Source organism: Modicisalibacter sp. 'Wilcox' (assembly GCF_010993675.1).
In the GTDB taxonomy this organism is placed as follows: domain Bacteria; phylum Pseudomonadota; class Gammaproteobacteria; order Pseudomonadales; family Halomonadaceae; genus Modicisalibacter; species Modicisalibacter tunisiensis.
Window position 1 is genome coordinate 419,424 of the sequence record NZ_WNXF01000001.1, and the last position, 22,309, is coordinate 441,732.

Genomic DNA, 22,309 nt, shown 5'->3' on the forward strand with positions numbered 1-22,309 from the left:
CGAAAGCCGACCATTCTAGCATGCCGCGCCGGGGGTCACAGCGCCCTCAGGCCCCGGGCAGGCGGACCCAGCCACCGGGCACCTGGGCCGCCCGGCCGTCCAGTTCGAACTCCAGCAGGCGCTGCTGGCAGTGCAGCACGCCCTGGCCGGACAGCTCGATGAGCAGGTCCAGCGGCGTGGGCGAGTCGCTGAGCAGGGCCAGCAGCGGCTCCTCCGGTGTCGCCGGCGGCGATGCCGCGCCGGCAGGCTCGCCGAATGGCTCGCCGAATGGCTCGCCGCGCGCCGGGATCCAGTGGGCGAGCTCGGCGAGGATGTCGTCGAGTTCCGTCACCAGGGTGGCGCCCTGGCGAATCAGCGCCAGGCAGCCGCGCGCCTGGGGGTTGTTCAGGGAGCCGGGCAGCGCGAACACTTCGCGGTTCTGCTCTCCGGCCAGCCGTGCGCTGATCAGCGAGCCGCTCTTCTCCGCCGCCTCGACCACCAGCACGCCCAGCGACAGCCCGGTGATCAGCCGGTTGCGGCGCGGGAAGAACGCCGGATTGGCCCGGGTGCCGGGCGGGTGTTCGCTGAGCAGCAGGCCGGTCTCGCGCATCGCGCGGTAGAGCGCGCCGTGCCGGGCCGGGTAGACGCCGTCGATGCCGCAGCCCAGCACGCCGATGCTGGAGCCGCCGGCCTCGAGCGCGGCCTGATGGGCACGACCGTCGATGCCCATCGCCATGCCGCTGATCACGCAGAACCCGGCACCGGCCAGCTCGCCGGCGAAGCGCGCGGCATTGCCCAGGCCGTCGCGGGTGGGCCGGCGGGTGCCGACGATCGCCAGCCCCGGCGCGTCGAGCGCGGAAAGCTCCCCCCAGGCCCAGAGCAGCGGCGGTGGATCGGGCAGTTCATCGAGCAGGGCCGGCCAGGCCGGATGCCCGGGATACAGCAGGTGATGGGTCGCCGACGCCGCCTCCCAGGCCAGGGCGCGGTCGACCAGCGCCTCGAGCGGGCTCGCCGCCGGGCGAGCCAGCCACAGCCGCAGGGCGTCCCGCGCCGGTGCCGGCAGCACCGCCAGCCAGCCGTCCGGCCAGGCGGGCCGGGCCGCCCTCAGCTCGGCCAGCCGCCGCGGCCCCACCTTCGGCAGATGGCACAGCGCCAGCCAGTCGCGCCGTTCCGGGGTCATGGCGCTCGCCCTCCCGCCGGGCGCGGCGCCCGCACCCGGTCGCCCACCGCCAGGCTGCGCGTGGCATGCATGACCAGGGCATAACTGACCCGGTCGTAGACCCGGAACACCATCAGCCGGCCCGCCTGCTCGTCGGGCAGGGTCACGGCCGCGTCGGTCAGCGGGTCGCTCAGCGTCTCGCCGCGCTGCTCGACGGCCAGTACCGTGCCCGGCGCCATGCCCTCGCGACGCCCCAGGTCGAGCGCCACCACGTCGAGACGACCGATGTAGCGCACGCCGCCGGGCACCGAGAGGATGTGCCCCGCGACCGGGTGCGAGGGCGGGCGGGGCTGGAACTCGGGCGTCACCGGCAGCGACTCCAGCGGCAGCAGCCGATCCCCGGGGCGTATCTCCTGACGCGAGGCGGTCACCACCAGCCGGGAGACGTCCCCCTCGCGGCGCAGCACACGGGCCTCGCCCAGGGTCTCGAGCTCAAGGCCGAGGAATTCGCCGGTATCCGGGGCGACGTAGCGCTCGCCGGGGCGATAGAGCCCGAAACGCTCGCCCGGGGGCAGAGCGCCACGCACGTAGACATGATCGCCGGCCCCGCTGATCAGGCGTCGGTCGTCGCCGGCGATCACGTAGGGCGCCTGCGCCAGCCGGTCGGGCGCGACGATGCGATTGGCCTCGAGAAAGCGCTGCACCTTGTCCAGCGGCAGCGGCGGCACCGCCCGGCGCCGCGGCACCCGGCGCACCTGCGGCGACAGGTGCACCACGCCCTGCCCGCGCTCGAGCCCCAGGCGCGGCGTGCCGTCGGCAGCACGGTAGAGATGGATCACGTCGCCGGGATAGATCCAGTGCGGGTCGTCGACCTGCGGGTTGCCCCGCCACAGGCGCGGCCATTGCCAGGGGTCGGCGAGGAAGCGCCCGGCGATGTCCCAGAGCGTGTCGCCGCGCTGCACGGTGTAGCGGGCCGGCGCATCGCGGCGCAGCACCGTCGAGGACGTGCCTGCCTGCGGCGCGGACGCGCCCGTTTCGCTGGCGCCGGCCGCGGGGAGCACGGCGACCAGGCTCCAGGCCGGGATCAGCAGCCATGCCGCCAGCAACCTGACGAGCCACCGTCGCCGGCGGCCGGCACCCTTGCATTCATTCATGGTGGTCTGTGCCTTTTCCTGCGTACTTTCTCTTCTGCGTACTCTTCTGCGTACTTCGGGAGCGCACCGACGGGAACGCCGCGCGCCCCGCGGGGTCGAACGAGCGACACGACGCGACGCCTGCCGCGCTCCATAGCCGAGCCCTATCGCGGCGATGCCCGGCCCGGCGGTTCCGTAATGCGCCGCCGCGGACTACAATTGGGGCAACATTGTTGCATAAACCGAATACGGTACCTTCAACGCCATGGCCAAGCTAGAAATCCTCGAATTCCCCGACGAACGCCTGCGTACCCGGGCGGCGCCGGTCGAGACCGTCGACGACGAGGTCCGCGCCCTGGTCGACGACATGCTCGAGACCATGTACGACGCGCATGGCATCGGCCTGGCGGCGACCCAGGTCGACGTCCATCGTCGGGTGATCGTCATCGATGCCAGCGAGGACCGCAGCGAACCGCTGGTCCTGATCAACCCCGAGTACGAGCCGCTCGGCGACGAGCGCGAGCCGATGCAGGAAGGCTGTCTGTCGATCCCCGAGTACTACGCCGAGGTGCCCCGCGCCCTGCGCGTGCGGCTCAAGGCGCTGGGGCGCGACGGCCAGCCCTACGAGCGCGAGGCCGAGGGGCTGCTGGCGCACTGCATCCAGCACGAGTGCGACCATCTCGAGGGGCGGCTGTTCGTCGACTACCTCTCGCCGCTCAAGCGCGACCGCGTGATGAAGAAGATGCAGAAGCGTCACCGGCAGATGCAGTCCGCCTGACGACGCTTCCCTGCCCGAGGGCGCTCGGGGCGAGATTCCCTCCCACAAAAACCCGCACCCCGGTTGACCGAGGTGGTCAGCCGGATTGCGGGAGCGACTTCAGTCGCGATTCGGCCTTCCCGTCGCTCCTGTTATCATTGCCTGATCGGGATGCCGGGGCCGCCCATGAGGTGCTCCGGCGTTTTTCGTTCGCCGCCCCATCCGCTACGCTATCGTCCATTTTCCCGTCAGCAAGGCCCTGTCGATGACCCGATCCCTGCGCGTCGTTTTCGCCGGAACCCCGGACTTCGCCGCGGAAAGCCTCCGCGCACTGCTCGCCGGCCGCCACGAGGTAGTCGCCGTGTACACCCAGCCCGACCGCCCCGCCGGGCGCGGCCGCAAACTCACCCCCAGCCCGGTCAAGGCGCTGGCGCTCGAGCACGGCCTGCCGGTGCACCAGCCTGTCAACCTCAAGGCGGAAGACGCCCAGCGCGAGCTCGCCGCGTATCGTCCGGACGTGATGGTGGTGGTGGCCTACGGCTTGCTGCTGCCCCAGGCGGTGCTCGACATCCCACGGCTTGGCTGTCTCAACGTCCACGCCTCGCTGCTGCCCCGCTGGCGTGGTGCGGCACCGATCCAGCGCGCCATCGAGGCCGGTGATCGCGAGAGCGGTGTGGCCATCATGCAGATGGACGCCGGGCTGGATACCGGCGACGTGCTGCTGGAACGCCGCACGCCGATCGAGACCACCACTACCGGCGGCGAGCTGCACGACCGGCTGGCCACGCTGGGCGGTGAGGCGCTGGCCGAGGCGCTCGACGCCCTGGCCGGCGACGGCCTCGCCGCCACACCCCAGCCCGATACCGGCGTGACCTACGCCGCCAAGCTCTCCAAGGCCGAGGCGGCGCTGGACTTCACCCGCCCGGCGGCCGAACTCGCCGCCCGGGTACGCGCCTTCAACCCCTGGCCGGTGGCCTGGACACGCCTCGACGGCGACACCCTGCGGCTATGGCTGGCCGAGGCGGAACCGACGCCACGGGCCGCCGGCGCCGCTCCCGGCACCCTGCTGGAAAGCGCGCCCGATGCCCTGCGCATCGCCTGTGGCCCCGCGGGGCGCGAGGTGCTGCGGGTGACCCGGGCCCAGCTGCCCGGCGGCAAGCCGCTGGCGGTGCGCGACCTGCTCAATGCCCGCGGCGAGCGCTTCGTCGCCGGGCAGCGTCTGGGAGAGACCACCGATGACTGACGTTCGCGCCTTCGCCGCCCGCCAGCTCGCCCCGGTGCTCGCCAGCCAGGGGTCACTGTCCGGGCTCGACGCCGCTCTCGCCGACAGCGGCGTCGCCACCCGCGACCGGGGCTTCGCCAAGGCGCTGTGCTTCGGCGTGTGCCGTACCCAGCCTCGCCTGCAGGCCCTGGCCCAGGAGCTGCTGCGCCAGCCCTTCAAGCAGCGCGACGACGACATTCACGCCCTGCTGCTGCTGGGGCTCTATCAGCTCCTGTACATGCGGGTGCCGCCCCACGCCGCGGTCAGCGAGACCGCTGGCGCCGCCCGCGCCCTGAACAAGGGCTGGGCGACCCGCGTGATCAACGGCTGCCTGCGCCGCTTCCAGCGCGAATCGGTCGCCCTGCAGGGGCGGGTCGACCGCGATCCCGGCGTGGCCCTGCTGCACCCGACCTGGCTGCTCAAGCGGCTGCGCCAGGCCTGGCCGGACGACTGGCGCGCCATCGCCGAGGCCAACAATCAGCCCGGGCCGATGACCCTGAGGGTCAACGCCCGCCGCACCACCCGCGAGGGCTATCTGGCGCGGCTGGCCGAGGCGGGCATCGCCGCCGAACCGTGCCGTCATGCCGCCACGGGGATCACCCTCGAGACGCCCTGCGACGTCAGCGCCCTGCCCGGCTTCGCCGAGGGCGAGGTCAGTGTCCAGGACGAGGCCGCCCAGCTCGCCGCGGACCTGCTCGCTCCCGCGCTCGCCGGCCGAGCCACCCCCCGCGTGCTCGACGCCTGCGCCGCACCCGGCGGCAAGGCGGCCCATCTGCTGGAAACCTGCGACGCCGAGCTGACGGCACTGGACGTCGACGCCCAGCGCCTGGCCCGGGTACGCACAACCCTCGAGCGCCTGGGCCTGGCGGCACATCTCGAGGCCGCCGATGCCGGCTCGCTCGACGGGTGGGATGGCACGCCCTACGAGGCCATCCTGCTCGATGCGCCCTGTTCGGGCACCGGGGTAATCCGTCGCCACCCGGACATCAAGCTGCTGCGCCGCCCCTCGGACCTGCGCGAGCTGGCCGCCCTTCAGGCACGCCTGCTCGACAGCCTCTGGCAGGCACTGGCCCCGGGCGGCACCCTGCTCTATGCCACCTGCTCGGTAATGCCCGAGGAGAATGCCGAGCAGATCGCCGCCTTCCTGGCACGCACCCCGGATGCCCGGGCCGAGACCGTGGATGCCGCCTGGGGCCGCGCCGCCGGTGCCGGCCGCCAGCTGCTGCCGCAGACCGGCGGCCACGACGGCTTCTTCTACGCGCGGCTGGTCAAGGAGTCGACAACGCCCGGCGCCTGATGCCTATACTGACCAGGGCGCCGCTGAACGATGCACACCAGCGGCGCCTTCGTTTTGCAACGGCAAGGAGCAGCCCATGACCCAGCACGTCTACAAGCACATCGAACTGACCGGTTCCTCACCCAAGGGGATCGAGGATGCCGTCGAGCAGGCCCTGGCCAAGGCCAACGAGACGCTTCACGACATTCGCTGGTTCGAGGTCACCGACACCCGCGGCCACGTCGAACACGGCCGCATCGCCCACTGGCAGGTGACCGTCAAGGTCGGCTTCACACTGAGCTGACTGACTCGCCCGGGCCGTCGCGGCGGCCCGGGGCCCCGAAATCCCGCCCCGAACCGCGACACACCTGTCCCCGCCCTGCCCGGGTGGTTTATGCTACCTCGCGTCTGATACACCGCCTCGCGGCCCGGCCGCGCGATGGCATCGAACCCTGCGGACTCGACATCGATGAAGATCATCATACTGGGCGCCGGCCAGGTCGGCGGCACACTGGCCGAGCATCTGGCCCACGAAGAGAACGACATCACGGTGGTGGATACCGACACCGAGCGGCTGCGTGAACTGCACAACCGCCTCGATATCCGCACCGTCACCGGGCCCGCCTCGTATCCGATGGTGCTGCGCCAGGCCGGTGGCGAGGACGCCGACATGCTGATCGCGGTGACCAACTCCGACGAGGTCAACATGGTCGCCTGTCAGGTGGCGCACACGCTGTTCCGCACCCCGACCAAGATCGCCCGGGTGCGCGCCGCCGCCTATCTGACCCGCAAGGGGCTGTTCTCCCACGACGCGGTGCCGGTGGACGTGCTGATCAGCCCCGAGCAGGTGGTCACCGACCACATCCGCCGGTTGATCGTCTACCCCGGGGCGCTGCAGGTGCTCGAGTTCGCCGGCGGGCTGGTCCAGCTGGTGGCGGTCAAGGCCTACTACGGCGGTCCGCTGGTGGGCCAGGAACTGGGCTTTCTGCGCCGCCACATGCCCAACGTCGACACCCGCGTGGCGGCGATCTACCGCCGCAACCGGGCGATCATCCCGCGCGGCGACACGGTGATCGAGGCCGACGACGAGGTGTTCTTCATCGCCGCGCGCAAGGACATCCGCGCGGTGATGAGCGAGCTGCGCAAGGTCGAGCGCGACTTCCGCCGGGTGCTGATCGCCGGCGGCGGCAACATCGGTCAGCGCCTGGCCGAGCAGCTCGAGCACAGCCATCAGGTCAAGATCATCGAGCACGACCTGGACCGCTGCACCGCACTCTCCGAGCGCCTCGACCGCACCGTGGTGCTGCACGGCAGCGCGACCAGCAAGCGGCTGCTGATCGAGGAGAACATCGAGGACTGCGACATCTTCTGCGCGCTGACCAACGACGACGAGGTCAACATCATGTCGTCGATGCTGGCCAAGCGACTCGGCGCCAAGAAGGTGCTGACGCTGATCAACAACGCCGCCTACGTCGACCTGGTCCAGGGCGGCGAGATCGACATCGCCATCTCGCCGCAGCAGGCGACCATCGGTGGTCTTCTCACCCATGTACGCCGCGGCGACATCGTCAATGTCCACTCGCTGCGCCGCGGCGCGGCCGAGGCCATCGAGGCGATCGCCCACGGCGACTCGCGCTCCTCCCGGGTGGTGGGCCGGGCGATCGACGAGATCGACCTGCCGGCAGGCACCACCATCGGCGCCGTGGTGCGCGGCAAGGAAGTGCTGATCGCCCACGACGACGTGGTGGTCGAGTCCGGCGATCACGTCATCCTGTTCGTCATCGACAAGCGCCGCATCCGCGACGTCGAGCGCCTGTTCCAGGTCGGCCTGACCTTCTTCTGACCCGGACGCCGTCACTCGTCATGCCTCACCCAGACGGAACGCCGTCATGAGTCCGCGCGTCGCCCTGCGTATCCTGGGTCTGCTGCTGATGCTGTTCAGCCTGACCCTGGTGCCGCCGATCCTGATCTCCTGGCTGTTCGCCGACGGCGACTGGCATGCCTTCGCCATCGCCATGGTGATCACCGCCGGCACCGGCGCGCTGGTCTACTGGCCCAACCGCCGCGCCCACAAGGAGCTGCGCACCCGCGACGGCTTCCTGATCACCGTGCTGTTCTGGAGCGTGCTGGGCCTGTTCGGCTCGTTGCCGCTGATGCTGTCCAGCGCCCCCTCGCTGTCCTGGACCGATGCGGTGTTCGAGTCCTTCTCCGGGCTGACCACCACCGGCGCCACCGTGCTCACCGGCATCGACCTGCTGCCGGAGGGCATCCGCTACTACCGCCAGCAGCTGCAGTGGCTGGGCGGCATGGGCATCGTGGTGCTGGCGGTGGCCATCCTGCCGACGCTGGGCATCGGCGGCATGCAGCTCTACCGCACCGAGATTCCCGGCCCGCTCAAGGACTCCAAGCTTACCCCGCGCATCACCGAGACCGCCAAGGCGCTGTGGTACATCTATGCGGCGCTGACCATTATCTGCGGGCTGGCCTACTGGCTGGCCGGCATGAACTGGTTCGATGCCCTGGGCCACAGCTTCTCGACGGTGGCGATCGGCGGCTTCTCGACCCATGACGCCAGCATCGGCTACTTCGACAGCCCGACCATCGAGCAGATCTGCGTGGTCTTCATGGTGATTTCCTCGGCCAGCTTCGGGCTGCACTTCGCGGTCTGGCGCGAGAAGCGCCTGAGCCACTACCTGCACGATCCGGAGTTTCGCTTCTTCGTGAGCTTCCTGGCGCTGTTGAGCCTGCTCAGCATCGCCACCCTGCTCGCCGACCCCAACTACACACAGTGGAAGGCGCTGCGTCACGGGCTGTTCGAGGCGGTCTCGGTGGCCACCACCACCGGCTTCGGGGTCGCCGACTTCTCGCTGTGGCCGGGCGCCCTGCCCTTCATGCTGTTCGTCGCCGCCTTCGTCGGCGCCTGCTCGGGCTCGGCCGGCGGCGGCATGAAGGTGATCCGCATCCTGCTGATCTTCAAGCAGGGTATGCGCGAGGTGACCCGTCTGATCCATCCCACCGCGGTGATCGCCATCAAGGTCGGCAAGATACGGGTGACCGACGGCGTCGCCCAGGCGGTGTGGGGCTTCTTCGCGGTCTACGTGCTGCTGTTCTTCCTGATGCTGATCGGCCTGCTGGCCACCGGGCTCGATCAGGTCACCGCCTGGTCCGCGGTGGGCTCGGCACTCAACAACCTGGGGCCGGGGCTCGGTGAGGTGGCCACCGACTTCGGCGAGATCCCGGCACTGGCCAAGTGGATCCTGGTGGTGGCGATGGTGCTGGGGCGTCTGGAGATCTTCACGGTGCTGGTGTTATTCACGCCCGCCTTCTGGCGACGCTAGGCTTTATACGAAAACTGCCTGCGCTCGGCAATACGGCGTTAAAAATCGGCTCAAAGTACTCATTTACAGTTCAATCACCGCTGGCGTTTGCCCCCCCGGCCATGGCGTGGATAATCGAGTTTCTGCCTGAAACAGCGAGCCCTCATGACCGACACCCAGGACATCGCCTCGCCGGACACCACCCGCGGCCCGCGCCAGGTGATCGACGCCGGCGACACCCGCTACACCCTGCTGGGCACCGCCCACGTCTCGCGCGCCAGCGCCGACGAGGTTCGCGAGCTGATCGACTCCGGCGAGTTCGACGCCGTGGCCGTCGAACTGTGCCCCTCGCGCCACCAGAACCTCACCCAGCCCAGGAGCATGGACGATCAGGACCTGTTCCAGATCTTCCGCCAGGGCAAGGCCGGCATGGTCGCCGCCAGCCTGGCACTGGGCGCCTTCCAGCAGCGCGTTGCCGAGCAGTCCGGCATCGAACCCGGCGCCGAGATGCGTGCCGCCGTCCAGGCCTGCCGGCGTGCCGACCTGCCGCTGCTGCTCATCGACCGCGACATCGGCGTGACCCTCAAGCGCATCTATACCCGGGTGCCCTGGTGGCAGCGCGCCGGCCTGATCGGCGGCCTGGTGGGCAGCCTGTTCTCCCGCGACACGGTGTCCAGCGAGGACATCGAGCGGCTCAAGCAGGGCGACGTGCTGGAATCCACCTTCGCCGAGTTCGCCGAGCGCTCCGAGACCCTCTACGAGCCGCTGATTCGCGAACGCGACCGCTACATGGCCCTGCGCCTGGCCGAGGAGCGCCGCGACCCGCCTCATCGCCACGTGCTGGTGGTGATCGGCGCCGGCCATCTCAAGGGGCTCGCCGAACATCTTTCGCAACCGCTGCCCGAGGATCCCGGCGCCGAGCGCGCCGAACTGGAGGCCACGCCGCCGCGGACGCGCTGGTGGAAGGCCCTGCCCTGGCTGGTCACGGTGCTGGTGCTGGCCGGCTTCGCGATCGGCTTCTCGCGGGACACCCAGCTCGGCTGGCAGCTGATCGCCGAGTGGTTTTTGATCAACGGCGTGCTCTCGGCGCTGGGCTCGGCGATCGCCCTGGCGCATCCGCTCACCATCCTGGCGACCTTCGTCGCCGCGCCGCTGACCTCGCTCAACCCCACCATCGGCGCCGGCTTCGTCGCCGCCGGCGTCGAGCTGGCCCTGCGCAAGCCCAAGGTGCGCGATTTCTCGCGACTGCGTCACGACGTCAGCTCGGTGAAGGGCTGGTGGCGCAACCGCGTCTCGCGCACGCTGCTGGTGTTCCTGCTCGCCACCCTCGGCTCGGCGGCGGGCACCTGGATCGCCGGGCTACGGATCGCCGAACAGCTATTCTGAACGCCGCGCCAGCAGACGCTGCATCGCCGGGGTCGGCCCCTCCAGCTTGCTGTGCCGCCGACTGGAGGCATAGCTATCGTTGAAGGCATCGAAATAATCATCGAGCACGTCCGCCGCCGCGCTGTCGCCGACCTGACGCAGCAGCTCGGCGGCGACCTCCGCGGTACACAGGTGCGAGGCCGAGGCCGGCTTGCGCAGGTGATAGCGCGTGTGCCGCGAGGTGTGCAGCGGCAGCACCGGCAGGGTGTCGAGATACGGACTCTTGCGGAAGATCCGTCGCGCCTGGCGCCAGGTGCCGTCGAGCAGGATCAGCACCGGGATGCGCCCGTCGTCGCGCGCCTCGTGCACGGCCTCCGGCCCCACCACCCGATGGGCGTAGTCCGGCTGGTCGTCGGGGAACACCACGAAGGGCGCGAAGCGCGGGTCGTCGAGCCGGGCGAGAAGGCCTTCGTCCGGCTCGGTGCGCCGCCAGGTGAAGACCTCGGTGTCGGCCAGCACGTCGCCGATCAGCCGCCCGGTGTTGGTGGGCTTGTAATGCTCCAGCGGGTGGGTCAGCAGCCACACGCGCGTGGTGCTCTCGGCGGTGACGCAGTAGGGACACAGGCAGTTGAGCACCGGCAGGCGGCACTCCTCGCAGCGCTCGACGAAGCTGCCGCGGGCCTTGAAGGGCTTGCGCGGCGGGTCGGCCTGCGCATCGGACGCCACGTCCGGCGCGGGCGCCCGCTCGGCGATCGGAGCGTCGGAATCATCTTTCATGGGCAGGACAGGCCATCAACGACAGGGCCGGGCATTCTAGCATGCCCGGCCCGGTAGCCCGTCAATCGATGGCGTCCCGCCCCGGCAGGGCGGGCATCACGACGGCGCGAGCAGCCGCCCCGCCGCCAGCCACTGCTCGACCAGTCGTGGCACACCACGGCTCGCCAGCTCGTCGAAGGCGGTGACCCAGCGCGGCGAGACCTCGCTGGCCCGGGGATCGACCAGCAGGCAGGGGCACTCGACGGGGGCGGCATCGAGCAGCATCGCCGCCGGCATCACCGTCAGCGAGGTGCCCACCACCAGCAGCAGGTCGGCCTCGGCGACGCTGTCGCAGGCCGGACCATAGGCCGGCACCGCCTCGCCGAACCACACCACATGCGGGCGCAGCTGGCTGCCCTTGTCGCACAGGTCACCCGGGCGGATGCCGCCGCGGGCCAGCGGATAGAGCAGGCGCGGGTCGACGCTGGAGCGCGCCTTGAGGATCTCGCCGTGCAGGTGAAGCACGTCCGAGGAGCCGGCCCGCTCATGCAGGTCGTCGATGTTCTGGGTGATGATCCGCACCGCGAAGCCCGCCCGCTCGAGGCGCGCCAGGGCCTGATGCGCCGGGTTGGGGCGGGCGCGGCGCACCTGCTCGCGGCGCTCGTCGTAGAAGCGCAGCACGCTCTCGGGGTCGCGCGCCCAGGCCTCCGGCGTGGCGACGTCCTCGATGCGATGGTTCTCCCACAGGCCGTCGCCGTCGCGAAAGGTCTTCAGGCCGCTCTCGGCGCTGATGCCGGCCCCGGTGAGGACCACCAGGCGGCGGGAATCGGGCTGGCTCATGGCGGGCTCCGCGTCGATCTCGGCCCTTGACTATACCATCGCCGCCCGCCTTCATAGGTCCCGGCCTGCAGCACTGTCGCGAGAGGCGCCGGGGACAGACCGGAGAGGGGGTCCTCGGCCCGGGGATGGCCGAGGTAGCGCCCAGGGAAGGGTCCACAGCGCCCCCCTCGAAGACTTGTCGTCGGCACCAGCCGCGAGCGAGTCAGCCGTCTACGCCGCCCCGCAAGAAGGGTGACAGCCACCGCCACGAACGGCGACAATGCCCGCCCTTCTGCCACACGACACGTCTTGCCGCGATGAACGAGCCACTGCCGATCCTCTACCGGGACGACCATCTGGTCGCCGTGCGCAAGCCCCCGGGCCTGCTGGTGCATCGCACCGCCCTGGCGCGGGGCGAGTCGCGCTTCGCCCTGCAGCTGCTGCGCGATCAGCTTTGCCAGCGCGTCTACCCGGTGCACCGCCTGGACCGGCCGACCTCCGGCGTGCTGCTGTTTGCCCTGGACGCCGACACGGCGCGGGAGCTCGGCGAGGCCTTCGCCGCGCACCGGGTGCACAAGCGCTACCTGGCGGTGGTGCGCGGTGTCGGCCCCGAACGGGACCGCCTCGACGGCCCGCTGCGCGACGAGGACGGGCCGCGCCCCAAGGCCGAGATGCCCGCCCAGCCGGCGCTCACCGAGGTGTGCCGGCTCGACAGCGTGGAACTGCCGGTGAGCGTCGACCGCTACCCGACCACGCGCTATTCACTGATGGAGGCGCGGCCGCTGACCGGACGTCGCCACCAGATTCGCCGTCATCTGTCGCGGCGCGGCTACCCGATCATCGGCGACGCCAAGCACGGCAAGGGCGTGCACAACCGCTTCTTCCGCGAGCGGCTGGACTGCCCGCGCCTGCTGCTGGCCGCCGTCGAGCTGCATGTCCGGCATCCGCGAGCCGAGGCCACCCTGTGTCTGCGCGGCGCGCTCGAACCGGACATGCAGCGGCTGTTCACGCGCTTCGGCTGGTCGGCGCATGCGCCGGGCGACGGCTACCACTGGTCCGAGGCCGCCCCGTCGGCCTCTCGCGGCATTGCCGAGGAGACGCCATGAACGACGATTACGACCTTCGCTTCGGCGGCATCCGTCGCCTCTACGGCGCCCGGGCCGCCGAGCACTTCCGCCACGCTCACGTGGTGGTGGTGGGTGTCGGCGGTGTCGGCAGCTGGACGGTGGAGGCGCTGGCCCGCGCCGGCATCGGCCGGCTGACGCTGATCGACCTGGACGACGTCTGCGTGTCCAACGTCAACCGTCAGCTCCACGCCCTGGACGGCACCATCGGCCGCCCCAAGGTCGCGGTGCTGGCCGAGCGCTGCCGGGCGATCCATCCCGGGATCGAGGTCGTCGCCGACACCGCCTTCGTCACCCCGACCAATCTCGCCGAGCGCCTGCCCGAGGACGCCGACCACGTGGTCGACGCCATCGACAGCGTCGTCGCCAAGGCCGCGCTGATCGCCTGGTGCAAGCGCCGCAAGCTGGGCCTGACCGTCACCGGCGCCGCCGGCGGCCAGACCGACCCCACGCGCATCCGCGTCGCCGACCTGGCCCGCACCGAGCACGATCCGTTGCTGGCCAAGGTGCGCGCCCGGCTGCGCCGGGATTTCGGCTTCTCGCGCAACCCGAAACGCCGCTTCGGCGTGGAATGCGTCTATTCTGACGAGCAGCTCGTCTATCCGGGCAGCGACGGCGAGGTCTGCCTGCAGAAGCCGGGCAGCGGCGAGGCCACCCGGCTCGACTGCGCCAGCGGCTTCGGCGCGGCGACCTTCGTCACCGGCAGCTTCGGTTTCACCGCCGCCGCACGCGTACTGGCCAGGCTGGCCGCACGCCCGGCCCCGACACCCATTACCGAGGAGAGCGCCGATGTCTCGTGAATCCAGCCACCCGGTGCCGGGCATCTACCGTCACTACAAGGGGCAGACCTACGAGGTGCTCGGCGTGGCCCATCACAGCGAGACCGAGGAGCCGCTGGTGGTCTACCGGGCGCTCTACGGCGATTACGGCCTGTGGGTCAGGCCGCTTTCGATGTTCAGCGAAACCGTCGAGGTCGCCGGCGAGCCGGTGCCGCGCTTCGAGCTCGAGGCCTCTTTCATCTAGGTCCAGGGCTATGTAGATAGCTGCAACATGACTCGGTCTGATCCGTCGGCAGGTCTGCTAGGGGGCGCTGTGACCCCTTCCCTGGGCGCTACCTACGCCATCCATGGCGTAGAACCCCCTCTTCAACCTGCCCCCGGCGCCCTCATCAGAGTCAACGGCGATTGCCCTGCATCCAGACCCCGACGGCATGCCCCGAGGGCGCCGCGATGCTATAATCCGGCGCCTGCTTCGCGGGGCCCGACGCCCCGCCCGGATCATCCACAGACGAGCGAGCGCGTCCCGGCCGCCGGCCCCGTCGGCAACGGCCCGACGTCGCAAGGGGAAAAGAGCATGAGCGCACTGGTAGGCGTCATCATGGGGTCGAAGTCCGACTGGTCGACCCTGTGCCACACCACCGAGACCCTCGACAGGCTGGGCATCGAGCATGAGGTGCAGGTGGTGTCCGCCCACCGCACCCCGGATCTGCTGTTCGACTACGCCGGCAGCGCCGCCGAGCGCGGCCTCGAGGTGATCATCGCCGGGGCCGGCGGCGCCGCTCATCTGCCCGGCATGGCCGCCGCCAAGACCGTGCTGCCGGTGCTCGGCGTGCCGGTGCAGTCGAGCATGCTCAGCGGCGTCGACTCGCTGCTGTCGATCGTCCAGATGCCCGCCGGCATCCCCACCGGTACCCTGGCGATCGGCCGCGCCGGCGCGGTCAATGCCGCGCTGCTGGCCGCGGCGATGCTCGGCAACAAGTACCCCGAGATCCGCGAACGCCTCGAGGCGTATCGCGCCGAACAGACCCGGGCCGTGCTCGACGCGCCGGACCCGCGCCCGCAGGACCAGGGAGGCCAGTGACATGCGTATCGGTATCGTCGGTGGCGGCCAGCTCGGCCGCATGCTTGCCGAAGCCGGCGCCGGCTTCGACGCCCGCTTCACCTTCCTCGACCCCGGCGAGGCGCCCTGCGCCGCACTCCACGGCGACCACCTGCGCGCCGCCTGGGACGACGCCGCCGCCCGCGAGCGACTGATCGCGGTCAGCGACGTGATCACCTTCGAGTTCGAGAACATCGACGCCGAGGTGGTCGCCCGCCTCGCCGACGAACGCCCGGCCTTCCCGCCTGCGCAGGCGCTGGCCACGGCCCGCGACCGCTGGGCCGAGAAGACCCTGTTCCGCGATCTCGACATCCCGCTCCCCCCGGTGGCGGCGATCGACAGCCAGGCCGATCTCGACGCCGCGGTGGGCGACATCGGCCTGCCCGCGGTGCTCAAGACCCGCACCCTGGGCTACGACGGCAAGGGCCAGAAGATGCTGCGCGAGGCCGGCGACGTCGCGGGCGCCTTCGCCGAGCTGGGCGGCGTGCCGATGGTGCTGGAAGGCTTCATCGACTTCGACCACGAGGTCTCGGTGATCGCCGTGCGCGGTCGCGATGGCGAGGTGCGCGTGTGGCCGCTGGCGCGCAACGAGCATCGTCAGGGCATGCTGCACTGCTCGGTGCCGCAGCCCGGGCATCCGCAGCAGGCACGCGCCGAGGACTACGCCCGGCGGGTGATGGAGCGCCTGGACTACGTCGGCGTGATGGCCTTCGAGTTCTTCGTCGCCGGCGATGGCCTGCTGGCCAACGAGATCGCCCCGCGGGTGCACAACTCCGGCCACTGGAGCATCGAGGGCGCGGTGACCAGCCAGTTCGAGAACCACCTGCGCGCCATCGCCGGCCTGCCGCTGGGCGACACCGCGCGGCTGGTCCCCTGCGCCATGCTCAACGTCATCGGTACCCTGCCCGAGCGCGACGCGGTACTCGCCATTCCCGGCACCCGCTGGCACGACTACGGCAAGGCGCCGCGCCCGGGACGCAAGATCGGCCATGTGACGGTGCTGGCCGCCGACGAGGCGCAGCTCGCCGAGCGCATCGCCGCCGTCGAGGCGCTGCTGGTCAACGAGCTGGGCTGACGCCGGAGCGCCGGAGCGCCGGAGCGCCGAAAAAACGCCGCCCCGAACGCAACGAAGGCGCCCCGCGGGGCGCCTTCGTCGTTGCACGGCCCATCACTCGGTGGTTCAGCCGGCGTCGTGCATCTGCTTCTGCAGGTAGTTCTCGATGCCCACCTTGTCGATCAGGCCGAGTTCGGTCTCGAGGGCGTCGATATGCTCCTCCTCGTCGTCGAGGATCTTGCGGAACAGGTCACGGCTGACGTAGTCGCGCACCTGCTCGCAGTGGGTAATGGCATCCAGCAGGTCGCCGCGTGCCTGGTGTTCCAGGGCCAGATCGCTCTCGAGCATCTCGCGGGTATCCTCGCCGATGCGCAGCTTGCCCAGGTCCTGAAGGTTGGGCAGGCCCTCGAGGAACAGGATGCGCTCGATCAGCTCGTCGGCATGGCGCATCTCCTCGATCGACTCGTCGTACTCCCACTTGGCCAGCGCCTTCAGGCCCCAGTCCTTGTACATCTTGGCATGCAGGAAGTACTGGTTGATCGCCACCAGCTCGTTGCCGAGCACGGTGTTCAGGTACTCGATGACCTTGACGTCGCCTTTCATGGGAATCTCCTTGCAAGCCTTGTTGTGTCACGGGCACAGCGGTACGCCGCCGACCGCGGTCGATTGGCTTCCAGTATTGCTGACAGGGTAAAAAAAGTCCAATCAGACCAACAGGTTACACACGATTCCCAAGTGCCATGAAATGACGGATGGCAACGTCAAGCAGTCTCGACTAGATCGCGTAGGCCAGGCTCGGCTCGCACTCGGCCTGCCGCGCCAGGGTATCGCGGGTGATCGCCTTGCCCATGCAGGCGCACTTGCCGCACTGCGTGGCACAGCCGGTCCGCTCGCGCACCTCGCGCCAGTTGCGCGCGCCCTCGTCCACGGCCTGGCGGATGGCCCGATCGGAAACGCCCTTGCAGAGACATACGTACATGATCACACCTCGCTGGGTAATGCGATATCGAATGTAAATGATTCGCATATGTCTCCGCAACCCTCATCGTCAAAAACCATCACGACGATAGGGAGCGGCTCTCACGGCCGCGCCAAAGCCCAGCCGTGACGAGGTGGGCCCGGTCAGCCGCTGCGGCGCAGCAGGTACAGCCCCAGCGCCACGCAGCCCAGGGTGGGCGCCAGCACCGCCCAGACCGGCGAGAAGCCGAACAGCGTGGAGGCCGGCGCCAGCAGGTCCTGCAGGTACTTGAACGACAGGCCGACGATCACGCCGTAGAACACCCGTGTGCCGGCGGCGACGCTGCGCAGCGGTCCGAAGACGAAGGAGGCGGCGACCAGCACCAGCGAGGCCAGGGTCAACGGCAGCAGCAGCTTCTGCCAGAAGTAGAGCAGCGGCTGGGTGGCGGCCTGCCCCTGGGACTGCAGGTAGCGTGCATAGGCCCACAGCTCGCTGGGCGCCTGGCTGTCGACCGGTCGCAGCAGACGGTTGAGCTGGGCCGGCGAGAGCGAGGTGTCCCAGGCCTGACGGGGGGCATGGCGGGAGGTGGTGCCCGACTCGGTGAAACGGGTGACATCGACGTTCTCGAGCTCCCAGTGGTCGCCCTGCCAGACCGCCCGGCTGGCCTGAGTGGCGCTGAGCAGCCGCTGGCCGTCGAAGTGGTAGCGGGTCACGCCGACCACCGTGTCGTCGGCCCGAATCGCCCCGAAGCGATAGTAGTCGTCGCCTTCCCGCTGCCAGCCGCCACGCTCGCTGAGCACCGCCCCGGCGCCTTCCATCTGCTCCAGCCGCCAGGCCTTGGCGAACTGCTCGGTGCGCGGGCTGACGAACTCGGCGATCAGCAGCAGGATGGCGACGATCAGGATGAGCGGCTTCATCGCCCCCCAGAGAATCCGCGTCAGCGAACGTCCCGCGGCACGAATCACCGTCAGCTCGTTGCTCGAGGCCATGCTGCCCAGCCCGATCAGCGAGCCGATCAGCACTGCCACCGGCGCGTACTGGTAGAAGCGCCAGGGCAGCTGCAGCCCGCGGTAGAACAGCACGTCGAGGGTCGAGTAGCCCCCCTCGACGTCGTTGAGGTCGTTGATGAAGCTGATCACCAGGTCGAGCCCCAGCAGCACCAGTTGCACCACCAGGATGGCGCCCAGCACGTTGCGGGCGAGGTAACGGTCGAAACGATCGGCCAGCATCAGCGTCCTCCCGCCAGTTGCGAACGTCGGGTCAGCCACAGCCCCAGCAGCAGGTAGCCGAGATGGATGGGCCACATGCCGATCGTCGGCGACAACGAGCCGCGGCCGATGGCATCCAGCGCGGCCAGCAGCAGGCTCAGGTAGCTGATGTGCAGGAAGATCGCCGGCAGCAGCCGGGCGAAGCGGCCCTGGCGGGGATTGACCCGCGACAGCGGCAGCGCCAGCAGCGTGAGGATGGGCACCATCAGCGGCAGGCTCGCGCGCCACTGCAGCTGGGCCTGGGCCTGGACGTCGCCACGCGCGATCAGCGTCGGTGTCGAGGCGTACCTGGCATCGTCGAGGGTGGCCATCTCGGCGGCCCGCGACAGCCGCACGGCATAGGTCTCGAAGTCCAGGCGCTCGGCCACGTTGCGCCCCGGCGCGACGCTGTAACGCCGGCCGTTCTTCAGCACCAGGAAGCGACTGCCGGTATCGGGATCGGTGGTCTGGTAGCCGCCCTCGGCACGCGTCACCACGGTTTCCGGGGTGCCGTCGCCGCGCCGCTGGCGCTCGCTGATGAACACGTCCTGCATGCGCGTCTTGTCGTCGTTGAAGTCGCGGGTGTAGGCCGTACGGCCGTCGCCGAAGTCCTGAAAGCGCCCGGGCTGCAGGGCCGAGAAATCCAGGCGGCTCTGCTGCTCCTCGATCAGCATGGCGTTCTGGCGCGCCCCCGTGGGGGTCAGCCACAGGCTGCACGCCGCCACCAGCAGCGTGACCAGCAGCGCCGGCAGCATGGTCACCTTGAGCAGCCGGTTGGGGCTGACCCCGCAGGCGACGAGCACGGTAATCTCGCTGTTGAGATAGAGCTGGCCGTAGGCCAGCAGGATGCCGAGAAAGAACGCCAGCGGCAGGATCAGCTCGAGAAAGCTGGGCATGTGCAGCAGCATCAGCGTACCCAGCAGGCTGACCGGAATCTCGCCGGCGGCGGCATCCGAGAAATAACGGATGAAGCGACTGCCCATGATCACCAGCAACAGCACGCCGGCGACGGCCGCCATGGTGATCAGGATTTCGCGAATCAGATAACGAAAGATAATCAAAGCGGTCTCCCTCAGGGCGCGTTAACGATAGCACGTCCCGTCGCCGGCGCGCTCACGACGTCCATGCAATGCCGCAGCGCTTTGCGTACACTGGGAATTCGGCCGGCCGCGCTCGACGCCGCCGGCATTATCCCGATTCCCCGGGGCGCTGTCTCGTCACGGGCGGCGATCCCCGTCAGTACCCCCAGCCCTGTGGAGACGCCATGGAATTTTCTGTTCTCACCGTCAATCCGGCCAAGGTGGAGACGGCCTGTCTCGTGGTGCCGGTGTTCAAGGACGGCGACCTGCTCCCGGCCGCCGCCAAGCTCGACGACGCCAGCGAACGGCTGATCGGCCAGCTGATCGAGCGCGGCGACTTCGACGCCGGGCTCGGCAACGTGCAGTTGATTCCCTTCGCGCCGGGCCTGGCCGCCGAACGCCTGCTGCTGGTCGGCCTCGGCGAGCGCGACAAGTGCCACGAGGGCAACTTCCGCAAGGCCCTCGATGCCACCTTCCCGGCACTGGCCAAGCTGCCCGTCGACGAGGCGGTGGTCGCCTTCAACGACGTGCCGGTCAATGAGCGCGACGCGGCCTGGAAGGCCCGCATGGTCGGCGAGGCCACGCTGCGCGCCCTGTATCGCTTCACCGAGTTCAAGTCGGAGCCTGCCCCGGCCTCACGGCTGGCCAAGCTCGGCCTGCTGGTCAGTGACAGCGCCGAGGCCGACGCCGCCCGCCAGGGCGCACGGATCGGCCAGGCCGTCGGCGAGGGCATCAACTACGCTCGCACCCTGGGCAACCTGCCCGGCAATGTCTGCACACCCCGCTACCTCGCCGGCCGTGCCGAGCAGCTGGCCGCCGAGTCGGGCGGCGCCCTGACCACGGAGATCCTCGACGAGGCCGCCCTGGAGGAACTGGGCGCCCACTCGCTGCTCTCCGTGGGCCGCGGCAGCGAGGAACCCTCGCGGCTGATCGTCATGAAGTATCAGGGCGCCGAGGACCCCGAGGAGGCGCCCCACGTGCTGGTCGGCAAGGGCATCACCTTCGACTCCGGCGGCATCTCGCTCAAGCCCGGCGCGGGCATGGACGAGATGAAGTTCGACATGTGCGGTGCCGCCAGCGTGTTCGGCACCGTCACCTCGGTGCTCGCCATCCGCCCGAAGGTCAACCTGGTGGCGATCGTCGCCAGCGCCGAGAACATGCCCGACGGCCGCGCCACCAAGCCCGGCGACATCATCAGGACCCTCAAGGGTCTGTCGGTGGAGGTGCTCAACACCGACGCCGAGGGCCGTCTGGTACTCTGCGACGCCCTGACCTATGCCGAGCGCTTCACGCCGGCCAGCGTGATCGATATCGCCACCCTCACCGGCGCCGCCATCATCGCGCTGGGCCATCATGCCACCGGGCTGATGGCCAACGACGACGACCTGGCGCTCGACCTGCTCGACGCCGGCGAGACCGCCTGGGACCGTGCCTGGCACCTGCCGCTGTGGGACGAGTACCAGGAGCAGCTGGACTCCAACTTCGCCGACCTGGCCAACGTGGGCGGCCGCCCGGCGGGCACCATCACCGCCGGCTGTTTCCTCTCGCGCTTCACCGACCACTACCCCTGGGCGCACCTGGATATCGCCGGCACCGCCTGGAGCAGCGGCAAGGAGAAGGGTGCCAGCGGCCGGCCGGTGGGACTGCTGACCCAGTACCTGCTGGATCGCGAGACCGAGACGGTGGCCACCGAGGCCGACTGAGGCTTCGCAGCCAGCCATTTGCGTGCTAACGTCCTCGTGACATGCCGCGGGCCGGGCTTTCCCGGCCCGCGGCGTTTGTGTCATTCTCGACAGCATCCACGGCACCGCCCTGCCCGGTCGTCCCCGACCCTCCCCGAGCGGCGCCCGAACGAAACCCGCAACGCGTAACGACCGCCGGGCACCCCGCCCCGGCCCTCACAGCTACGGAGACCTCCGGTGACCACTTCAGGCTTCGACATCCGGCCTACCGCCCACCCCACGGATCCCGCCATCCGCGAGCAGATTCTCGGCAACGCCGGCTTCGGCCGCTACTTCACGGACCACATGGCCCATATCCGCTGGACGGCGGATGCCGGCTGGCACGGCCGTGAAGTCCGCCCCTACGGCCCGCTGGTCCTGGATCCGGCCTGCGCGGTGCTGCACTACGCTCAGGAGATCTTCGAGGGCGTCAAGGCCTACCGACATGCCGACGGCTCGGTGTGGACCTTCCGCCCGGAAAAGAACGCCGAACGCTTCCGCGCCTCCGCCCGCCGCCTGGCGCTGCCCGAGCTGTCCGACGAGGACTTCATCGGCTCGCTGAAGGCCCTGCTCGCCCAGGACAGCGCCTGGGTGCCGACCCCGCGCGACGGCGAGGAAACCAGCCTCTACCTGCGCCCGTTCATGATCGCCAGCGAGACCTTCCTCGGCGTGCGTCCGTCGAAGGAGGTCGACTACTACGTGATCGCCTCGCCGGCCGGCGCCTACTTCAAGGGCGGCGTCAAGCCGGTGTCGATCTGGCTGTCGTCCAACTACAAGCGCGCCGCGCCGGGCGGCACCGGCTACGCCAAGTGCGGGGGCAACTACGCCGCCTCGCTGGCCGCGCAGAAGGAAGCCGAGGCGCACCAGTGCGACCAGGTGGCCTTCCTCGACGCGGTCGAGAACCGCTGGATCGAGGAGCTCGGCGGCATGAACCTGTTCTTCGTCTACCGGGACGGGCGCATCGTCACCCCGCAGCTCACCGGCACCATCCTCGAGGGCGTGACCCGCGACTCGATCCTCGAGCTCGCCCGCGAGGAGGGCCTGACCCCGGAAGAGCGCCACATCAGCATCGACGAGTGGCGCGAGGGGGCGGCCTCCGGCGAGCTGGTCGAGGTCTTCGCCTGCGGCACCGCCGCGGTGGTCACCCCGGTCGGCGAGCTGGTCAGCGAGGACGAGCGCCTGCGCCTGTCCGGCGACAACGGCGGCGAATACGCCAGGCGCCTGCGCACCCGCCTGCTCGACCTGCAGTACGGTCGCAGCGACGACAAGCGCGGCTGGCTGACCCGGCTGGCGTAATCCCCGGAATCAAGCGGCGGGCTACGAGTCGCGAGCTGTACGATGCCGGCTCTTAGCCCGTAGCCCGTAGCCCGTAGCCCGTAGCCCGTAGCCCGTAGCCCGTAGCCCGTAGCCCGTAGCCCGTAGCCCG

At 70.1% G+C, this 22,309-nt stretch carries 22 protein-coding genes; 14 read left to right on the forward strand and 8 right to left on the reverse strand.

Annotation, left to right across the window (positions count from 1 at the left end; genetic code table 11):
* Positions 1-46 precede the first annotated feature (46 nt).
* Both dprA and G7A98_RS01855 read right to left on the reverse strand, forming a co-directional pair.
* The gene (gene dprA, locus G7A98_RS01850; protein ID WP_163647774.1) at positions 47-1,159 is read right to left on the reverse strand and encodes a DNA-processing protein DprA; all 1,113 of its coding nucleotides are present in this window, start codon (positions 1,157-1,159) and stop codon (positions 47-49) included.
* Complete coding sequence (locus tag G7A98_RS01855; protein WP_163647775.1) at positions 1,156-2,292, reverse strand: LysM peptidoglycan-binding domain-containing protein; 1,137 nt, start codon at positions 2,290-2,292, stop codon at positions 1,156-1,158. The genes dprA and G7A98_RS01855 overlap by 4 nt, the downstream gene beginning before the upstream one ends.
* A gap of 244 nt (positions 2,293-2,536) precedes the next feature.
* Here G7A98_RS01855 and def point away from each other — a divergent pair, with 244 nt between their 5' ends.
* From def to G7A98_RS01890, 7 genes are all read left to right on the forward strand, one after another.
* Positions 2,537-3,049 carry a peptide deformylase gene (gene def / locus G7A98_RS01860; RefSeq protein ID WP_163647776.1) on the forward strand — a complete coding sequence of 171 codons (513 nt, stop codon included), beginning with the start codon at positions 2,537-2,539 and terminating at the stop codon, positions 3,047-3,049.
* A gap of 244 nt (positions 3,050-3,293) precedes the next feature.
* Positions 3,294-4,271, forward strand: coding sequence for a methionyl-tRNA formyltransferase (gene fmt, locus G7A98_RS01865; RefSeq protein ID WP_163647777.1), 978 nt, complete (start codon positions 3,294-3,296; stop codon positions 4,269-4,271).
* Positions 4,264-5,586: a 16S rRNA (cytosine(967)-C(5))-methyltransferase RsmB gene (gene rsmB, locus G7A98_RS01870; RefSeq protein WP_163647778.1), complete on the forward strand. Its 1,323-nt coding sequence runs from the start codon at positions 4,264-4,266 to the stop codon at positions 5,584-5,586. The genes fmt and rsmB overlap by 8 nt, the downstream gene beginning before the upstream one ends.
* 76 nt (positions 5,587-5,662) lie before the next feature.
* Positions 5,663-5,869, forward strand: coding sequence for a dodecin (locus tag G7A98_RS01875; protein ID WP_163647779.1), 207 nt, complete (start codon positions 5,663-5,665; stop codon positions 5,867-5,869).
* 165 nt (positions 5,870-6,034) lie between these two features.
* Entirely contained in the window at positions 6,035-7,408 is a 1,374-nt protein-coding gene (gene trkA / locus G7A98_RS01880; protein ID WP_163647780.1) for a Trk system potassium transporter TrkA, read from the forward strand.
* Between the two features lie 46 nt (positions 7,409-7,454).
* Complete coding sequence (locus G7A98_RS01885; protein WP_163647781.1) at positions 7,455-8,903, forward strand: TrkH family potassium uptake protein; 1,449 nt, start codon at positions 7,455-7,457, stop codon at positions 8,901-8,903.
* Between the two features lie 144 nt (positions 8,904-9,047).
* Positions 9,048-10,268: a TraB/GumN family protein gene (locus tag G7A98_RS01890; RefSeq protein WP_163647782.1), complete on the forward strand. Its 1,221-nt coding sequence runs from the start codon at positions 9,048-9,050 to the stop codon at positions 10,266-10,268.
* Here G7A98_RS01890 and G7A98_RS01895 read toward each other — a convergent pair.
* Both G7A98_RS01895 and G7A98_RS01900 read right to left on the reverse strand, forming a co-directional pair.
* On the reverse strand, positions 10,260-11,024 hold the full coding sequence (locus G7A98_RS01895) for a DTW domain-containing protein (protein WP_163647783.1): 765 nt from the start codon (positions 11,022-11,024) through the stop codon (positions 10,260-10,262). The two genes, G7A98_RS01890 and G7A98_RS01895, sit on opposite strands and share 9 nt — an antisense overlap.
* Before the next feature lie 96 nt (positions 11,025-11,120).
* Complete coding sequence (locus G7A98_RS01900; protein ID WP_163647784.1) at positions 11,121-11,843, reverse strand: Sir2 family NAD-dependent protein deacetylase; 723 nt, start codon at positions 11,841-11,843, stop codon at positions 11,121-11,123.
* Between the two features lie 296 nt (positions 11,844-12,139).
* Here G7A98_RS01900 and G7A98_RS01905 point away from each other — a divergent pair, with 296 nt between their 5' ends.
* From G7A98_RS01905 to G7A98_RS01925, 5 genes are all read left to right on the forward strand, one after another.
* Positions 12,140-12,928: a pseudouridine synthase gene (locus G7A98_RS01905; protein ID WP_163647785.1), complete on the forward strand. Its 789-nt coding sequence runs from the start codon at positions 12,140-12,142 to the stop codon at positions 12,926-12,928.
* Positions 12,925-13,746, forward strand: a complete 822-nt coding sequence (tcdA, locus tag G7A98_RS01910; RefSeq protein ID WP_163647786.1) for a tRNA cyclic N6-threonylcarbamoyladenosine(37) synthase TcdA — start codon at positions 12,925-12,927, stop codon at positions 13,744-13,746. Before G7A98_RS01905 ends, tcdA begins: the two co-directional genes overlap by 4 nt.
* Complete coding sequence (locus tag G7A98_RS01915) at positions 13,736-13,969, forward strand: DUF1653 domain-containing protein (RefSeq protein ID WP_163647787.1); 234 nt, start codon at positions 13,736-13,738, stop codon at positions 13,967-13,969. Before tcdA ends, G7A98_RS01915 begins: the two co-directional genes overlap by 11 nt.
* 330 nt (positions 13,970-14,299) lie before the next feature.
* A complete protein-coding gene (gene purE, locus G7A98_RS01920; RefSeq protein WP_163647788.1) occupies positions 14,300-14,806 on the forward strand; it encodes a 5-(carboxyamino)imidazole ribonucleotide mutase in 507 nt (168 codons plus the stop codon).
* A 1-nt stretch (position 14,807) separates the two neighbouring features.
* A complete protein-coding gene (locus G7A98_RS01925) occupies positions 14,808-15,899 on the forward strand; it encodes a 5-(carboxyamino)imidazole ribonucleotide synthase (RefSeq protein WP_163647789.1) in 1,092 nt (363 codons plus the stop codon).
* A gap of 105 nt (positions 15,900-16,004) precedes the next feature.
* Here the strand turns inward: G7A98_RS01925 and bfr are convergent, their stop codons facing one another.
* The 4 genes from bfr to lptF form a co-directional block, all read right to left on the reverse strand.
* Positions 16,005-16,481 carry a bacterioferritin gene (gene bfr, locus G7A98_RS01930; protein ID WP_163647790.1) on the reverse strand — a complete coding sequence of 159 codons (477 nt, stop codon included), beginning with the start codon at positions 16,479-16,481 and terminating at the stop codon, positions 16,005-16,007.
* A 172-nt stretch (positions 16,482-16,653) separates the two neighbouring features.
* Entirely contained in the window at positions 16,654-16,857 is a 204-nt protein-coding gene (locus G7A98_RS01935) for a (2Fe-2S)-binding protein (protein ID WP_163647791.1), read from the reverse strand.
* Positions 16,858-17,000: 143 nt separating this feature from the next.
* Positions 17,001-18,065 (reverse strand): LPS export ABC transporter permease LptG, encoded by a 1,065-nt coding sequence (gene lptG, locus G7A98_RS01940; protein ID WP_163647792.1) that lies wholly within the window; start codon positions 18,063-18,065, stop codon positions 17,001-17,003.
* Entirely contained in the window at positions 18,065-19,144 is a 1,080-nt protein-coding gene (gene lptF / locus G7A98_RS01945; protein ID WP_163647793.1) for an LPS export ABC transporter permease LptF, read from the reverse strand. The genes lptG and lptF overlap by 1 nt, the downstream gene beginning before the upstream one ends.
* Positions 19,145-19,347: 203 nt before the next feature.
* Here lptF and G7A98_RS01950 point away from each other — a divergent pair, with 203 nt between their 5' ends.
* Together G7A98_RS01950 and G7A98_RS01955 are read left to right on the forward strand one after the other, a co-directional pair.
* Positions 19,348-20,865: a leucyl aminopeptidase gene (locus tag G7A98_RS01950; RefSeq protein WP_163647794.1), complete on the forward strand. Its 1,518-nt coding sequence runs from the start codon at positions 19,348-19,350 to the stop codon at positions 20,863-20,865.
* A gap of 216 nt (positions 20,866-21,081) precedes the next feature.
* A complete protein-coding gene (locus G7A98_RS01955) occupies positions 21,082-22,179 on the forward strand; it encodes a branched-chain amino acid aminotransferase (protein WP_163647795.1) in 1,098 nt (365 codons plus the stop codon).
* The last annotated feature ends 130 nt before the right edge of the window (positions 22,180-22,309 follow it).

Coding starts and splice junctions, on each gene's coding strand:
- dprA (WP_163647774.1), bottom strand. CDS start 1,159: ATGACCCCGGAACGGCGCGACTGGCTGGCGCTGTGCCATCTGCCGAAG.
- G7A98_RS01855 (WP_163647775.1), bottom strand. CDS start 2,292: ATGAATGAATGCAAGGGTGCCGGCCGCCGGCGACGGTGGCTCGTCAGG.
- def (WP_163647776.1), top strand. CDS start 2,537: ATGGCCAAGCTAGAAATCCTCGAATTCCCCGACGAACGCCTGCGTACC.
- fmt (WP_163647777.1), top strand. CDS start 3,294: ATGACCCGATCCCTGCGCGTCGTTTTCGCCGGAACCCCGGACTTCGCC.
- rsmB (WP_163647778.1), top strand. CDS start 4,264: ATGACTGACGTTCGCGCCTTCGCCGCCCGCCAGCTCGCCCCGGTGCTC.
- G7A98_RS01875 (WP_163647779.1), top strand. CDS start 5,663: ATGACCCAGCACGTCTACAAGCACATCGAACTGACCGGTTCCTCACCC.
- trkA (WP_163647780.1), top strand. CDS start 6,035: ATGAAGATCATCATACTGGGCGCCGGCCAGGTCGGCGGCACACTGGCC.
- G7A98_RS01885 (WP_163647781.1), top strand. CDS start 7,455: ATGAGTCCGCGCGTCGCCCTGCGTATCCTGGGTCTGCTGCTGATGCTG.
- G7A98_RS01890 (WP_163647782.1), top strand. CDS start 9,048: ATGACCGACACCCAGGACATCGCCTCGCCGGACACCACCCGCGGCCCG.
- G7A98_RS01895 (WP_163647783.1), bottom strand. CDS start 11,024: ATGAAAGATGATTCCGACGCTCCGATCGCCGAGCGGGCGCCCGCGCCG.
- G7A98_RS01900 (WP_163647784.1), bottom strand. CDS start 11,843: ATGAGCCAGCCCGATTCCCGCCGCCTGGTGGTCCTCACCGGGGCCGGC.
- G7A98_RS01905 (WP_163647785.1), top strand. CDS start 12,140: ATGAACGAGCCACTGCCGATCCTCTACCGGGACGACCATCTGGTCGCC.
- tcdA (WP_163647786.1), top strand. CDS start 12,925: ATGAACGACGATTACGACCTTCGCTTCGGCGGCATCCGTCGCCTCTAC.
- G7A98_RS01915 (WP_163647787.1), top strand. CDS start 13,736: ATGTCTCGTGAATCCAGCCACCCGGTGCCGGGCATCTACCGTCACTAC.
- purE (WP_163647788.1), top strand. CDS start 14,300: ATGAGCGCACTGGTAGGCGTCATCATGGGGTCGAAGTCCGACTGGTCG.
- G7A98_RS01925 (WP_163647789.1), top strand. CDS start 14,808: ATGCGTATCGGTATCGTCGGTGGCGGCCAGCTCGGCCGCATGCTTGCC.
- bfr (WP_163647790.1), bottom strand. CDS start 16,481: ATGAAAGGCGACGTCAAGGTCATCGAGTACCTGAACACCGTGCTCGGC.
- G7A98_RS01935 (WP_163647791.1), bottom strand. CDS start 16,857: ATGTACGTATGTCTCTGCAAGGGCGTTTCCGATCGGGCCATCCGCCAG.
- lptG (WP_163647792.1), bottom strand. CDS start 18,065: ATGCTGGCCGATCGTTTCGACCGTTACCTCGCCCGCAACGTGCTGGGC.
- G7A98_RS01950 (WP_163647794.1), top strand. CDS start 19,348: ATGGAATTTTCTGTTCTCACCGTCAATCCGGCCAAGGTGGAGACGGCC.